Below are 13,413 nucleotides of genomic sequence, written 5' to 3'. Positions count from 1 at the left end.
GGATGATGGTCGCCGGTCTTTGCTTCGCCGCCGTCAACAGTCTGAGCCAGTACGTCAGCTTCGCGCTGGGCCTCCCCTCGAGCCAGGTTGCTTTCCATCACTATCTCGTTGCCCGCGCCTACAGCGTGACCGAAGCGTCGTTCGTGCCACCGTTTGATGTTGCCAAGCTGCCGCTCAACCTGGCCGCCGACGGGCTGGTGTTTGGCTGGGCACTGCCGGGCCACCTGTGGCTTGCTGCCGCCATCATTATCTGCGCCGTGACGCGGCTGGCCCACCTTGAGCCGCGTCAACCCCCGATCCTGAGGCACGCCCTGCGTGCCTCTTTTTTATTGCCGCCACTAGATGTTAAGGAGTGAGATCATGCTGGGAACCGCAACCCGCCCCTCTGCCACCCGTGCCCTGCTGCTGGGCTCAGGCGAACTGGGCAAGGAGGTCGCCATCGAGCTGCAACGTCTCGGCGTTGAAGTGATGGCCGCCGATCGCTACGAAGGGGCCCCCGCCATGCAGGTGGCGCACCATGCCTGCACCCTCGACATGCTCGATGGCGCCGCCCTGCGCCAACTGGTCGAGACCTTCCGCCCCCACTTCATCATTCCCGAGATCGAGGCCATCGCCACCGAGACCCTGCGCGCGTTGGAGCAGGAGGGCCACCGTGTGGTGCCTACCGCCCGCGCCACCCAGCTCACCATGAACCGCGAAGGCATTCGCCGCCTCGCCGCCGAAGAGCTGGCCCTGCCCACCTCCCCTTATCGCTTCGCCGACGATGAAGCGGCCTTTCGCGCCGCCGTGGCCGAGGTGGGGATGCCGTGCGTGGTCAAGCCGGTGATGAGTTCCTCGGGCAAGGGACAGAGTGTGGTGAAAAGCGAGGCCGATGTTGCTCACGCCTGGCAGTATGCCCAAGAGGGGGGCCGCGCTGGCCGTGGCAAGGTGATTGTCGAAGGGTTCGTCGATTTTGACTACGAGATCACCCTGCTCACCGTGAGCGCCGTCGATGGCATCCACTTCTGCGACCCCATCGGCCATCGCCAGGAGGATGGGGACTATCGCGAATCTTGGCAGCCCCAGGTGATGAGCGACGCGGCGCTACGCCGCTCCCAGGAGGTGGCCGGTAAAGTGGTGGCCGCCCTCGGCGGTCACGGCCTGTTTGGCGTCGAGCTGTTCGTGAAGGGAGATGAGGTATGGTTCAGCGAGGTCTCCCCGCGCCCCCATGACACCGGCATGGTGACCCTTATCTCCCAGGATCTCTCCGAGTTTGCCCTGCACGTGCGCGCCATCCTCGGCCTGCCCATCGGCTGCATCACCCAGTACGGGCCAAGCGCCTCGGCGGTGGTGCTGCGCGATGGCGACAGCAGTGACATTCGTTTTGCCGGCCTGGCCGAGGCGCTGGCCTCGGTACCCGGCGCCCAACTGCGCCTGTTCGGCAAGCCGGAGATCCACGGTCGCCGCCGCCTTGGGGTGGCGCTGGCACGTGGCCGCGACACCGATGAGGCTGTCAGCTTGGCCAAACAGGTGGCCGATCGCGTCGAGGTGATCGCCTGATCGGCGTATGATGGCCTAAAGCGGGGGCTCAGTGCCCCCGCCACTTTTCATGGCGCACCTGATACCAACCGAGGGGAGAGAAACATGCTCAAGGCCGTGATTTTCGATATGGATGGGGTACTGCTCGACTCTGAGCCCTTCTGGGCACGGGCCCAGATGCAGGTCTTCGGCGCGCTGGGGCGCCCCATGAGTCAGGCCGACTGCGATGCCACCATGGGGATCCGCATCGACCAACTGGTAGCGCTGCGCTATCCGGATCTGGTCAACCCACCGAGCCAGGAGGAGGTGGTCAACCACATCGTGGACGAGGTCAACCGCCTCATCCGCAGCGAAGGCACTCCGAAGGAGGGGCTGGATCACGCCATGGCGCTGATCCGTGATCAGGGGTTGACCATCGGCCTTGCGACCAGCTCCCCCATGGCCATGGTGCACAACGTGCTGGAGACCCTCGGCATCGCCCACCACTTCTCGGCGCTGCACTCGGCCGAGGTGGAGCGCTTTGGCAAGCCTCACCCCGATGTCTACCTCCATGCGGCCGAGAAGCTGGGGGTCGCTCCCGAGGCGTGCCTGGCTATCGAAGACAGCTTCAACGGCCTGCTGGCCGCCAAGGCGGCGCGCATGCAGGCGCTGATCATCCCAGATCCGGCCCTACGCGGTGATCCACGTCTGGCCATCGCCGATCTCAAGCTCGATTCGCTGGCCCAGCTGGAAGCGGCGCATCTTCGCCGATAAAGGTGCGGTCACTCCCAGTTTCTCATGCCGCGCCAGACTAGACTGAAGGAAAGCAAGAGACGCCCCACAGGGCCGGGAGGAGATCATGATCACCTACACCAGCAAGCGCATCGTCTGCCCCCACTGCGGCCACCACACGCTGGTGGAGCTGGATGCCAGCCAGGGGGATCAGGAGTTCTATGAAGATTGCATGGCCTGCTGCAACCCCATCCACCTGCGTCTGCACCGGGATGAAGCGCGCGACTGCCTGCAACTGTTTGTCGATTCGGACGACGAGCAGATCTTCTAACGCAAACGGGGCCCAGTGGCCCCGCTTTTTCTCAGCCTGCCCCCCTCTCTGGCGCCTGCCTCAGCTCTCTTGCAAAGCCTCCAGCCCCGCCGCGCTCATACTCGGTACAAATTCGAGCACCTCATAATCCGCCACGCCGGCCAGCCGGAAGGGATCGCTTGCCAGCACCTGCTCTAGCGCCTCACGGGTGAGGCCATGGGCTAGGATCACCCCCCCTGTGCGCGGTACCCGGCGACCGGAGGCAAGAAAGTGGCCCGCCGCATAGTGCGCCTTGAGCCACTCAACATGAGCGGGGATCAGCGCGTCTATCTCAGCGAGCGCTCGTACATAGGTCAATGTGACAACAAACACGGCACTCCCTCCTGGGGTCGGAAACCCCATATGGTGTCATGGCCCGGCGAACAGGCTTATTGCCGGGCAGCCAGCACCCGCTCCACCGTATCGACGATGGCCTGGGTCTGGGGATCGATCTCGATGTTGGCCTGCCAACCGACGTGTACCCAGCCAAGGTTGGTGCGGGCCAAGGTCTCGGGGATGAGGTTGACGCAAAAGCGTGTCCCCTCCACCTCGCCGATGGTGAGGCTAGCCCCGTCGATGCCGATGTACCCTTTAGTCAGTACGTAACGCATCAGCTCGGGGGCCAGCTCAAACCACACCTGACGGTTGTTGGGGCTGTCGCGCACCTCGCACACCCGCGCCGTAGCCATGATGTGGCCGGACATGGCATGGCCGCCAATCTCGTCGCCAAAGCGCGCCGCCCGCTCCACGTTAACCCGATCGCCCACCTGAAGCGCGCCGAGGTTGGTCAGGCGCAGTGTCTCGCGCATCAGATCAAAGCTCACCGCCTCCCCCTCGATGCGGGTCACGGTCAGGCAGCAGCCGTTGTGGGCCACCGAGGCCCCGACTTGCAATCCCGCGCCCCAGGCTGGGCTCGGCATACGGATCACATGGGTGCGAAATGCCTCTTTCTCGTCGATGGCCAGGATCTCGGCCACCCCTTGAACAATGCCTGTAAACATAAGGACTCCTTATCTGGAACTTCGCAAGGGTACCCCCCTGCGGCAATCCGGGGCAAGGGGTGGGCAAGGGAGCGGCAAATCGCTATAGTCGCGCCATTCGTCATCTCAAGGAGACCTTCCATGACCGTTTATGAATGTTGCGAAGCCGTACGTGCCGCCTACAGCCAGATTGGCTCGGGGGATGTGGGCTATGTGCCCAAGGCGATCGCCGCCGCGGTGCGGGCCCTCAATACCGTCGCCAGCGACGAGCGAGTACCGGCTGAGCTGCGCGAGCAGGCCGCCTTTGCCGCCGCCAACCTGCTGATCAGCGATCACCAAGACGCATAAGTTTTCTTTCGGGTCCCGGATCGTTACACTGGGACCCGCAACGTCGGCCATCCCCTCCCCTGGCCCCAGATCCCGCTCTTTTTCCTGTGTTTTCTCTATCCGACCCACTGGAGGTATCAGTGCAGTCCTATTGGTCCGAGGCCCGTAATCTGGTGCGCCTCGCCGCCCCTATCCTGGTCGCGCAAGTCGCCCAAGTGGCCATGAGTTTTGTCGATACCGTGATGGCTGGTCAGGTCAGTGCCCTCGATCTGGCCGCCGTGTCGGTCGCCTCGAGTTTCTGGCTGCCGATCATCTTGCTGGTGCAAGGGGTGATCATGGCGCTCACCCCCATCGTCTCCCAGCTCAGCGGCGCCCGCAAACATGATCAGATCCGCCCAGCAGTACACCAGGGATTCTGGCTGGCGCTGCTGGTGATCCCACTGGCCATGTTGGCGCTCTATGTCAGCCCCAAGGCGCTGGTGCTGATGGAGGTGGAGCCGGCACTGGCGGCCAAGACCGCTGCGTTTTTGCACGCCATCATGTGGGGATTGCCCGCCTTTACCCTGTTTCAGGTGCTGCGCAACTTCAGTGAAGGCCTCTCCCACACCATTCCCACCATGGTGATCGGCTTCGTCGGCTTGGCGGTCAATATCCCGGCCAACTGGATCTTCATCCACGGCCTGCTTGGCATGCCGAAACTGGGCGGTGTTGGCTGTGGCGTGGCCACCGCCATCGTGCTGTGGGCCATGCTGCTGGCGATGATCTGCTACCTCTATTTCTCCCGGCTGTTCAAGGAGTACGCCCTGTTCAGCCAACTGGCTCGCCCCAATGGCAGCCGCATTTGGCGCATTTTTCGCTTGGGCTTTCCCATCGCCATGGCCATTTTTTGTGAGGTGACCCTGTTTACCGTGGTGGCGCTGCTGTTGGCCCCTCTCGGGGCCGAGACTGTCGCCAGCCACCAAGTGGCGCTCAACTTCTCCAGCCTGGTGTTCATGCTCCCCCTCTCCATCGGGGTGGCCGTCACCATTCGCGTCGGCCACAACATCGGCGAGGGTGACCCGGCGCAAGCCCAGCGCGCGGCCCGTACCGGCCTGGTACTTGGCCTGACGGCCGCGGCCACCACCGCCCTGCTGACGGCACTGCTGCGCCACCAGATTGCCGACGTGTACAGCGATGATCCCCTGGTGCTCACCCTCGCCGCCAGTCTGCTACTGCTGGCCGCAATCTATCAGCTCTCTGACTCGGTGCAGGTGATCGCCGCCGCTGCCCTGCGCGGCTATAAGGACACCCAAGCCATCTTCTACATCACTTTGGTGGCGTATTGGGGCATGGGGCTGCCGGCCGGGGTACTGCTCGGCATGACGGATGTGGTGGTGCCCCGCATGGGGCCACAAGGTTTCTGGATTGGTTTTATCGTCGGCCTGACCGCTGCCGCCCTGATGCTAAGCCTGCGCCTCAAGCTGATCTATGGGCGTTTTGCCCGCCCCTGAACGCAAGCGGCCCCCCGGGGCCGTTTTTCATTCCCTACGCCCGTAAAATCAACAGGCTGCGCAAGAACTCGGCAAACAGTCAAGGAACGCGAGGGGGATTGTTGACAGCCTGTGGGGGCATGGGTAGTATGCCGCCTCGTCAGCGATGACGAAGCGTGGGTTTATAGCTCAGTTGGTTAGAGCACTACCTTGACATGGTAGGGGTCGTTGGTTCGAGTCCAATTAAACCCACCACGATTTCATATGATGCGCTCTTAGCTCAGTTGGTTAGAGCACCACCTTGACATGGTGGGGGTCGGTGGTTCGAGTCCACTAGAGCGCACCATCACATTTTGCGTCCTTAGCTCAGTTGGTTAGAGCACCACCTTGACATGGTGGGGGTCGGTGGTTCGAGTCCACTAGGACGCACCAGATTGCGGGTTTATAGCTCAGTTGGTTAGAGCACTACCTTGACATGGTAGGGGTCGTTGGTTCGAGTCCAATTAAACCCACCACAATCTGCGCTCTTAGCTCAGTTGGTTAGAGCACCACCTTGACATGGTGGGGGTCGGTGGTTCGAGTCCACTAGAGCGCACCATTATTCGCGAAAGCCCGCTCCTCGAGCGGGCTTTTTGCATTCATCCGGCCCCATGCCGCCATTTATTCATGACACGTACAGCTCGCTGGGCAATAATCCCCATCATGGGTTGCGATCCGTCCGGCACAACCCCATGTTAGGAACATGGCGCGGGCTCTTCCCCTCCCGCGTCTCATTTATCAAGAGGATCAACCAGATGGAAACCCGTTCTGTCTTTACCGGTGTGCAGAGCACCGCTCGCGACACCAATAAGGTGCTGCGTAACACCTACCTGCTGCTCTCCCTCACCCTGGGCTTCTCCGCCCTGGTGGCCGGTGTTGCCGCCACGCTGGCACTGCCGGCGCCCCATTGGGCAGTATTTCTCATCGGCGCCTATGGTCTGATGTTCCTGACCGAGAAGAACCGCAACAACAGCATGGGGCTGGTGTTCACCTTCCTGTTCACCGGTTTCATGGGCTACACCCTCGGCCCCATCATCAACTTGTTCATGAACAACGGCGGCGGCGACATCGTCCTGACTGCCATCGGCGGTACCGCCCTCACCTTCTTCGGCCTGTCGGCGTATGCCCTGACCACCAAGCGTGATCTCTCCTTTATCGGCGGCATGCTGTTTGTCGGCTTCTGGGTGCTGCTGGTGGCCATGATCGCCAACATCTTCTTGCAGATGCCGGCCCTGCACCTGGCGCTGTCGGCCATGTTCATGCTCTTCTCCTCTGGCGCCATCCTGCTGACCACCCAGCAGATCGTGCGTGGCGGTGAGACCAACTACATCTCGGCCACCGTGACCCTCTATATCTCCATCTACAACATCTTCGTGAGCCTGCTCAGCCTGCTGGGCGGCAACCGTAACTGATCTCCATGACGAATGAATGCAAACCCCGCCACGGCGGGGTTTTTTATCCCTTCTGATTTGGATCAGTCGGCTGGACACGCGTTTGCGTTACCATCACTATCCACTGATTCGTTCCGGACCCTGTTGTCATCCATGCCTACCGACTTTTTCGGCCAACTGCGCCGCTTTCTCACCGACAGCCACGTCTACTTCGCCCTCAAGGTGCTGATCGCCATCCTTGGCATTCTCGGCTTCTCACTGGTCACGGGGGATCTCAAGATCGCCGTGCTGCTCTCCCTCGGTGTGGTGGCCGGTGCCATCGCCGAAACCGACGACCACCTGTGGGGGCGTATCAAGAACCTCACCATGACACTCGGCTGCTTCCTGTTTGCCAGCTTCTCGGTGCAGTTTCTCTTCCCCTGGCCCTGGCTGTTTGCCCTCGGGCTGGCTAGCTCGAGCTTCCTGTTCGTCATGGTGGGGGCGCTGGGCCAGCGCTACGCCACCATCAGCTTTGGCTCACTGCTGATCGCCATCTACACCATGTTGGGCGCCGCCAATGCCCCCAACCTCTATTACCAGCCGCTGCTGCTGTGTGCCGGCGCCCTCTGGTACGGCGTGGTCTCCTTGCTCTGGCTCTGGCTGTTGCCCTACAAGACCTTGCACGAGCAGCTGGCCCAGGGCTACTTCGCCCTCAGCCGCTACCTGCTGGAAAAATCCCGCTTCTTCCCCGCTGACGAGCACGGCTCCCAGGCAATCCGTCACAACCTGGCGCTGCTCAACATCGAGGTGGTGCAGGCGATGAACCTCGCCAAGGCGAGCCTCAACAGCCGTCTCGGTCAGCATCGCTCCCCCGAGCTGGCGCGCCTGCTGCAACTCTATCTGCTGGCCCAGGAGATCCACGAGCGGGCGACCTCGAGTCACTACCCCTACAGCCAGCTCGAGCAGGATCTGAAACAGGGCATAGTGCTGGAAGGGTTCCAGGAGGTGCTGCTGCAACTGTCGGAGGCATGCCAGCGCCTCGGCTACAGCATCTTGGTGCACAAGACTTATCAGCATTCGCGCCGCAGCCATTGGACCTTGGAGGCGCTTGGTGACCAGCTCGAGTTTACCCATCTCAAGCAGCACTACCCGAGCAGCCTGCTCACCCCGATGAAGTTCCTGCGCCGTAATCTGGCCAGCATCAACGCCCTGCTCGAAAGCGCCGCCAACCTGCCAGAGCCGCAAGGAGAGCTGCCTGCGCTGGCCCGGGCACCGCGCATCAGCTGGCAGGTACTGCGCCAGCACCTCTCACTCGATTCCATGCTGCTGCGCCACGCCATCCGCATCTCGCTCGGGCTGGTGGTGGGTTACGGCATCTTGCAAGCCTTCTCCCTCGACAAGGGGTACTGGATCCTGCTGACCGTACTGTTTGTCTGCCAACCGAGCTACAGCGCCACCCGTCGCCGTCTGGTGCAGCGGATGCTCGGCACCTTCATCGGGATCCTGCTCGGGGTGCCGGTGCTGCTGCTCTTTCCTGACCTGCAATCCCAGTTGGTGGTCATGGGGCTGGCCGCCTTCCTCTTCTTTACCCAGGTGCGTCTCAACTACAGCGCGGCGGTCTGCTTTATCACCCTCTACGTGCTGATGGCCTTCAACCTGCTCGATAACATTGGGCTGGCCATCGTCGCACCGCGCCTACTCGATACCACGGTCGGCTGCCTGCTCTCTTATGCCCTGGTGGCCTGGCTCTGGCCCGACTGGCAATACAAGCGCCTGCCCGCCCTCATCGCCCGCTCCCTCTCGGCCAACGCCGGCTATCTCGACAGGGTGCTCTCGGCCCTGCATCAGGGGCGCAGCGAGTCGCTCGACTACCGGCTGGCGCGCAAACTGGCCCACCAAGCCGACAGCGAGCTGGCACTGGCCTGGCAAAGCATGCTGGTCGAGCCGCCCAAGCACCGCCACTTTCTCGAACTCTGCTTCTCGCTCACCTGGCACAACCATGCCCTGCTCTCCTATATCTCGGCACTGGGGGCGCACCGCGATACCCTGGAGGCGATCGAGGGGCTGGCGGAGATCAACGGCTACCTGATGCAGACCCTCGACAGCGCGGCGCTACAGATCACCGGGCAACAGGCCAATCAACCGATAGGACACTGCCCGGTGCTGAGCCCGGATCAGAGCGAAGAGCACCTGATGCTGGCCCAGCAGCTCAACCTCATCAGCCGTCAGGCCGAGGAGCTACTGGCGTTGGCCCGCCAGACCCGGTTGCTCACCCAGGGGTGAGGCGCTACCATGCCCGCCTCTTTACAGGAGTCATCCATGGCAGAACTGATCTTCAACGGTCGCACCATCGCCACCGATCCTCAGGGGTATCTGTGCGACATCAATGAGTGGAGCGAGGCGCTGGCCCTGCTGTTGGCCGAGCAGGAGGGGATCGTGATGGAGGAACCCCACTGGGAGGTGGTGCGTTTCGTGCGTGCTTTCTATCTGGAGTTCAACACCTCCCCCGCCATCCGCGCCTTGGTCAAGGCGATGGAGAAGCACTACGGCCCCGAGAAGGGCAACAGCCGCTATCTCTACAAGCTCTTTCCCAAAGGGCCCGCCAAGCAGGCCACCAAGATTGGCGGCCTGCCCAAGCCCGTCAAATGTATCTAAAAAAATACCGCGCCAAGGCGCGGTATTTTTTATTCGGTGGGGGACCCTTTTCTCAGGGGTTATAGGCCACCACAGAGCCGCTCAGCGCGGTCAGCTGGTTAAGGCGCGGCAGCATGCCCTGTAACTTGTCGCGCGACACATCAGGCCCCACCACGACACGGTTGAGCTCGCCCTGGCGCGGGGTGCGCGGCACGCTGTGGGCCGGATAACCGGCGGCGCGCAGCTTGGCGACGATGCTATTGACGCTGTCGACGTTTTTGAACGCCCCCAGCTGGATGATCCAGGAGCCCTGTGACGCCGTGGCAGCCGGTTTCGGCTTATCCAGCGTGGACATCAGATCCCCCAGCGGATCCCCAGAGCTAGCCCGCTTCGGCGTCTCAGTCGCCTTTGGCTTGGGCGGCAGGGCCGGCTTGGGCTTGGCTTCTGCGATCTGTACCGGTTTGGGCTGGGGCTTGGGATCGGGTTTCTTCTCGACCGGCTTGGTCTGGGTCACCGTCTGTGGCTTGCTCGGCACGGCCGGCTGATGGTTGGCCGCAAGTTGGGCTTTGCTCTCGGGCTGCTGCACCGTGACCGGCCCGGAGATGGGTTCAACCTGCCACTGCTGGTGTGCCTGCTCATCGACCTGAGCGCTCTCGAAAGCCGGCTGCTGGGCAGCCGAGGCCTGCGCCTGGCTGGCCTCATGGGCCGCCTGCAACTCGCTCGCCCCCGATACTTGCAGCGCCGGCTTGGCCGGCTCCAGCTCGGGGCGCAGCGGGATCTTGGCAAAAGACTCCTCTTCGACCTCCTGCTGCTTGTTACCGTCGAGCAGATCCGGCAGGAAGATCACCACCAGGGCCACCAGGATAACGGTGCCCACCAAACGATTCTGAAATTGCGAGGCCACTATGACTCCTCTTGCTCGTGCCCGGCCAATACGTCCGCGACAGTATAAAACGAGCCAAAAACGATAACCATATCAAGGGGCTCGGAACGAGAGAGCGCCGCCATATAGGCCTGCATCACGCTCTCATGGCAAAGGCCTGCTTCCCCCAGCGCCCCGAGCAGTTGCTCGGCGCTGGCACCGCGCGGCCCACCCAGGGTGGCCAGGTGCCACTCACCGATCAACCCCTTGAGTTCAGCCAGCGAGCCGGCCATGTCTTTGTCTTTGAGCATGCCGACCACGGCGCGACGAACCCCGGCGCACGGCAGCTCGCGCAGACGCTGCGCCAGATAAGCCGCCGAATGGGGGTTGTGGGCCACATCCACATAGACGGTGGGGTGCTCCTGCAACCGTTGCAGGCGACCCGCCAGCCTTGCCTGGGCCAGGCCCCGGCGAAGTGCAGACACCTCGAGAGGCAGGCCAAGGGATTCCAACGCCGCCAGCACGGTCACCGCATTCATCAGCGGCAGGGCCGGCTTGGGCAAGTCGGCATAGTGGTGGATGCCGTGGTAATCCCAGCCGTGCTCCCCCACCTCAGCGCGAAAATCACGTCCCACCTGGCGCAATCTAGCCCCAATCCGCTCGGCCTCGCTGGCGATGGTGGCCGGCGGCACGGGTTCGCCGCTGATGGCCGGCTTGCCGGCGCGGAAGATCCCGGCCTTCTCCACCGCCACCTGCTCGCGGGTATCGCCGAGCCAGTCGCAGTGATCGAGGGCAATCGAGGTGATCATCGCCACGTCGGACTCCACCACGTTGGTGGCATCAAGGCGGCCACCGAGCCCCACCTCGAGCAGCAGCACATCGATGCCGGCACGGGCGAAGATCCACAGCGCCGCCAGGGTGGCAAACTCGAAGAAGGTGAGCGAGATATCACCGCGCGCCGCCTCCACTGCCGTGAAGGCCTCACAGTGCAGCGCCTCGGCCAGTTCAGCCCCATCGACCCTCACCCGCTCGGTAAAACGCAGCAGGTGGGGTGAGGAGTAGACACCGACCCGGTAGCCGTGCTCTTGCAGCACGCTGGCAGCCATGGCGCAGGAGGAGCCCTTACCATTGGTGCCCCCCACGGTCACCACCTTGCACGGCAGGGTGGTGACCCCGAGCCGACGGGCCACCTCGCCGACACGGGTCAGGCCCATGTCGATGTTGGCCGGGTGGATGGCCTCCAAATAAGAAAGCCAGTCGACCAGCGACCGGCTTTGATCCAACGATGAAGAAGTCATGCTTACTCGGCGTCGACAGTGGTGTTCATCAGTTTGGCCATCAGGCCCGCCAGACGATCGCGCATCTCGCGGCGATCGATGATGAGATCGATGGCGCCCTTCTCGAGCAAAAACTCGGAGCGCTGGAACCCTTCCGGCAGCTTTTCGCGCACCGTCTGCTCGATGACGCGCGGACCGGCAAAACCGATCAGTGCCTTGGGCTCACCCACGTTGATGTCACCCAGCATGGCGAGGCTGGCAGAGACGCCCCCCATGGTCGGGTCCGTCAGCACGGAGATAAACGGCAACCCGGCCTTGGAGAGGCGATCGAGCGCCGCACTGGTCTTGGCCATCTGCATCAGGGAGAACAGCGCCTCCTGCATGCGGGCCCCGCCCGAGGCGGAGAAGCAGATCAGGCCGCGCCCCTCTTTGAGACACTCGTCGACGGCACGCACGAAGCGGGCGCCGACCACGGAGGACATAGAGCCGCCGATGAAGGCAAACTCAAAGGCGCATGCCACCACGGGCACCCCCTTGAGGGTTCCCTTCATGACCACCAGGGCGTCTTTCTCGCCGGTGCTCTTCTGGGCAGCGGCAAGGCGCTCCTTGTAACGTTTGGAGTCCTTGAACTTCAGAACATCCTGCGGCTCCAGCTCGGCGGCCACTTCGACGCGGCCCTCCTCGTCGAGGAACTGCTCCAGGCGATCCCGCGCACTGATGCGCATGTGGTGATCACACTTGGGACATACTTCCAGGTTGCGCTCCAGCTCAGCCCGGTAAAGCACCTGCTCGCAAGCACTGCACTTGGTCCACACCCCTTCCGGGATGTTGTGACGACGCGGTGTGGTGATCTTGCTCTTGGGAAGAATCTTCTCAAGCCAGCTCATGGAATTCCTTAATGCTTTTTCTGCTTGAAAACACGACAGCACCGTGAGGATTCAATCACTTGCCGATGCTGCGGGGATATGTGGCCTGCCATTAAAGCACACTTTCTCGGGGGCAGTTACAAAAAACTGGTCGTACCCGGGGCCGAGTCCGGCAACCACAAGGGGCCCAGCGGCACACCCGGTAGCGCGAATTCATCGGGGTAGTCGACATCGACCAGGTAGAGGCCGCCCGCCTTGGCGGTGGGGCCCGCCACATTGCGATCGCGCGCCGCCAGCACCTCAGCCACCCACTCCACCGGCTTCTCGCCCTTCCCCACCTCAAGCAGGGTGCCGGTGATGTTGCGCACCATGTGGTGCAAGAAGGCGTTGGCTTTAATGTCGAGCACGATATAGGGGCCGGAGCGGCTGACGCACAAGTGCGTCACATTACGCCACGGGGTATTGGACTGGCAACTGATGGCGCGAAACGAGCTGAAATCCTGCTCACCGATGAGACACTGTCCCGCCACGTGCATCAACTCGGCGTCGAGGTGGTCGTGATAGTGGCTCACCCCGCTGCCGAGGATCGCCGGGCGGTAGTTGTGGTTGTAGATGACATAGCGATAGCGGCGGGCCGTGGCGCTGAAACGGGCGTGGAAATCGTCCGGCACCTCCTTAAACCAGCGCACCGCGATGTCACCGGGCAGATTGGAGTTGAGCCCGAGGGTCCAGGCCGACTCCTTGCGGGCGGCATCGGTGTCAAAATGGATCACCTGACCGGTGGCATGCACACCGGCATCGGTGCGCCCGGCACACTGGATCTCGACCGGATGATTGGCGATCTTGCCAAGGGCCCGCTCCAGCTCGGCCTGTACGCTGATCACTTCCCGTTGACGCTGCCAGCCAAAATAGCGGCTGCCGTCATATTCGATTCCGAGGGCTATACGCATGGGACACCTGAGACAATGAAAACGCGGCGAATTATACGCAAACAGGGGGTAAAAAGAAGGG

Annotated in this window: 15 protein-coding genes and 5 tRNA genes; 14 read left to right on the top strand and 6 right to left on the bottom strand. The window is 62.7% G+C overall.

All coding sequences use genetic code 11. From position 1 onward, the window contains the following. The first annotated feature begins 2 nt into the window (after window positions 1–2). From FE240_RS07870 to FE240_RS07855, 4 genes are all read left to right on the top strand, one after another. Window positions 3–356, top strand: coding sequence for a hypothetical protein (locus FE240_RS07870; RefSeq protein WP_226799058.1), 354 nt, complete (start codon window positions 3–5; stop codon window positions 354–356). Window positions 357–360: 4 nt separating this feature from the next. Continuing rightward, window positions 361–1,539 (top strand): formate-dependent phosphoribosylglycinamide formyltransferase, encoded by a 1,179-nt coding sequence (gene purT, locus FE240_RS07865; RefSeq protein WP_193004058.1) that lies wholly within the window; start codon window positions 361–363, stop codon window positions 1,537–1,539. An 84-nt stretch (window positions 1,540–1,623) separates the two neighbouring features. Next, a complete protein-coding gene (gene hxpB / locus FE240_RS07860) occupies window positions 1,624–2,271 on the top strand; it encodes a hexitol phosphatase HxpB (RefSeq protein ID WP_193004057.1) in 648 nt (215 codons plus the stop codon). An 85-nt stretch (window positions 2,272–2,356) separates the two neighbouring features. Continuing rightward, the gene (locus tag FE240_RS07855) at window positions 2,357–2,560 is read left to right on the top strand and encodes a CPXCG motif-containing cysteine-rich protein (RefSeq protein ID WP_042047309.1); all 204 of its coding nucleotides are present in this window, start codon (window positions 2,357–2,359) and stop codon (window positions 2,558–2,560) included. A gap of 60 nt (window positions 2,561–2,620) precedes the next feature. Here FE240_RS07855 and FE240_RS07850 read toward each other — a convergent pair whose 3' ends face one another. Together FE240_RS07850 and FE240_RS07845 are read right to left on the bottom strand one after the other, a co-directional pair. Beyond that, window positions 2,621–2,911, bottom strand: a complete 291-nt coding sequence (locus tag FE240_RS07850; protein ID WP_193004056.1) for a YciI family protein — start codon at window positions 2,909–2,911, stop codon at window positions 2,621–2,623. Window positions 2,912–2,967: 56 nt separating this feature from the next. Continuing rightward, a complete protein-coding gene (locus tag FE240_RS07845) occupies window positions 2,968–3,579 on the bottom strand; it encodes a riboflavin synthase subunit alpha (protein ID WP_193004055.1) in 612 nt (203 codons plus the stop codon). Between the two features lie 120 nt (window positions 3,580–3,699). On the opposite strand from FE240_RS07845, the gene FE240_RS07840 reads away from it, so the two are divergent. From FE240_RS07840 to FE240_RS07795, 10 genes are all read left to right on the top strand, one after another. Continuing rightward, window positions 3,700–3,906, top strand: coding sequence for a YaeP family protein (locus FE240_RS07840; RefSeq protein WP_193004054.1), 207 nt, complete (start codon window positions 3,700–3,702; stop codon window positions 3,904–3,906). Between the two features lie 119 nt (window positions 3,907–4,025). Continuing rightward, window positions 4,026–5,375, top strand: coding sequence for an MATE family efflux transporter (locus FE240_RS07835; RefSeq protein ID WP_193004053.1), 1,350 nt, complete (start codon window positions 4,026–4,028; stop codon window positions 5,373–5,375). Window positions 5,376–5,532: 157 nt separating this feature from the next. Next, window positions 5,533–5,609: transfer RNA gene (locus FE240_RS07830), tRNA-Val, on the top strand. Between the two features lie 14 nt (window positions 5,610–5,623). Continuing rightward, window positions 5,624–5,700 (top strand) — tRNA-Val (locus tag FE240_RS07825). A gap of 9 nt (window positions 5,701–5,709) precedes the next feature. Beyond that, a tRNA-Val gene (locus FE240_RS07820) sits at window positions 5,710–5,786 on the top strand. Between the two features lie 6 nt (window positions 5,787–5,792). Then, window positions 5,793–5,869, top strand: a tRNA-Val gene (locus FE240_RS07815). Between the two features lie 6 nt (window positions 5,870–5,875). Continuing rightward, a tRNA-Val gene (locus FE240_RS07810) sits at window positions 5,876–5,952 on the top strand. Between the two features lie 196 nt (window positions 5,953–6,148). Next, window positions 6,149–6,805: a Bax inhibitor-1/YccA family protein gene (locus FE240_RS07805; RefSeq protein ID WP_193004052.1), complete on the top strand. Its 657-nt coding sequence runs from the start codon at window positions 6,149–6,151 to the stop codon at window positions 6,803–6,805. Between the two features lie 132 nt (window positions 6,806–6,937). Further along, complete coding sequence (yccS, locus tag FE240_RS07800) at window positions 6,938–9,046, top strand: YccS family putative transporter (RefSeq protein ID WP_193004051.1); 2,109 nt, start codon at window positions 6,938–6,940, stop codon at window positions 9,044–9,046. Window positions 9,047–9,082: 36 nt separating this feature from the next. Beyond that, the gene (locus FE240_RS07795) at window positions 9,083–9,418 is read left to right on the top strand and encodes a TusE/DsrC/DsvC family sulfur relay protein (RefSeq protein ID WP_042047323.1); all 336 of its coding nucleotides are present in this window, start codon (window positions 9,083–9,085) and stop codon (window positions 9,416–9,418) included. 52 nt (window positions 9,419–9,470) lie between these two features. Here the strand turns inward: FE240_RS07795 and dedD are convergent, their stop codons facing one another. From dedD to truA, 4 genes are all read right to left on the bottom strand, one after another. Beyond that, the gene (dedD, locus tag FE240_RS07790; protein WP_193004050.1) at window positions 9,471–10,301 is read right to left on the bottom strand and encodes a cell division protein DedD; all 831 of its coding nucleotides are present in this window, start codon (window positions 10,299–10,301) and stop codon (window positions 9,471–9,473) included. Beyond that, window positions 10,301–11,557, bottom strand: a complete 1,257-nt coding sequence (gene folC, locus FE240_RS07785) for a bifunctional tetrahydrofolate synthase/dihydrofolate synthase (protein ID WP_193004049.1) — start codon at window positions 11,555–11,557, stop codon at window positions 10,301–10,303. The genes dedD and folC overlap by 1 nt, the downstream gene beginning before the upstream one ends. Window positions 11,558–11,559: 2 nt before the next feature. After that, on the bottom strand, window positions 11,560–12,423 hold the full coding sequence (accD, locus tag FE240_RS07780) for an acetyl-CoA carboxylase, carboxyltransferase subunit beta (RefSeq protein WP_042047329.1): 864 nt from the start codon (window positions 12,421–12,423) through the stop codon (window positions 11,560–11,562). Between the two features lie 116 nt (window positions 12,424–12,539). Beyond that, a complete protein-coding gene (gene truA / locus FE240_RS07775) occupies window positions 12,540–13,352 on the bottom strand; it encodes a tRNA pseudouridine(38-40) synthase TruA (RefSeq protein ID WP_193004048.1) in 813 nt (270 codons plus the stop codon). Window positions 13,353–13,413 lie beyond the last annotated feature (61 nt).

The organism is Aeromonas simiae, from assembly GCF_014892695.1.
Lineage (GTDB): Bacteria > Pseudomonadota > Gammaproteobacteria > Enterobacterales > Aeromonadaceae > Aeromonas > Aeromonas simiae.
The sequence above is the reverse complement of the archived record's forward strand: the minus strand, read 5'-3'. Positions and strand labels throughout refer to the sequence as shown.

Coding starts and splice junctions, on each gene's coding strand:
- FE240_RS07845 (WP_193004055.1), bottom strand. CDS start 3,579: ATGTTTACAGGCATTGTTCAAGGGGTGGCCGAGATCCTGGCCATCGAC.
- yccS (WP_193004051.1), top strand. CDS start 6,938: ATGCCTACCGACTTTTTCGGCCAACTGCGCCGCTTTCTCACCGACAGC.
- purT (WP_193004058.1), top strand. CDS start 361: ATGCTGGGAACCGCAACCCGCCCCTCTGCCACCCGTGCCCTGCTGCTG.
- truA (WP_193004048.1), bottom strand. CDS start 13,352: ATGCGTATAGCCCTCGGAATCGAATATGACGGCAGCCGCTATTTTGGC.
- accD (WP_042047329.1), bottom strand. CDS start 12,423: ATGAGCTGGCTTGAGAAGATTCTTCCCAAGAGCAAGATCACCACACCG.
- FE240_RS07840 (WP_193004054.1), top strand. CDS start 3,700: ATGACCGTTTATGAATGTTGCGAAGCCGTACGTGCCGCCTACAGCCAG.
- hxpB (WP_193004057.1), top strand. CDS start 1,624: ATGCTCAAGGCCGTGATTTTCGATATGGATGGGGTACTGCTCGACTCT.
- FE240_RS07855 (WP_042047309.1), top strand. CDS start 2,357: ATGATCACCTACACCAGCAAGCGCATCGTCTGCCCCCACTGCGGCCAC.
- FE240_RS07795 (WP_042047323.1), top strand. CDS start 9,083: ATGGCAGAACTGATCTTCAACGGTCGCACCATCGCCACCGATCCTCAG.
- FE240_RS07805 (WP_193004052.1), top strand. CDS start 6,149: ATGGAAACCCGTTCTGTCTTTACCGGTGTGCAGAGCACCGCTCGCGAC.
- folC (WP_193004049.1), bottom strand. CDS start 11,557: ATGACTTCTTCATCGTTGGATCAAAGCCGGTCGCTGGTCGACTGGCTT.
- FE240_RS07870 (WP_226799058.1), top strand. CDS start 3: ATGATGGTCGCCGGTCTTTGCTTCGCCGCCGTCAACAGTCTGAGCCAG.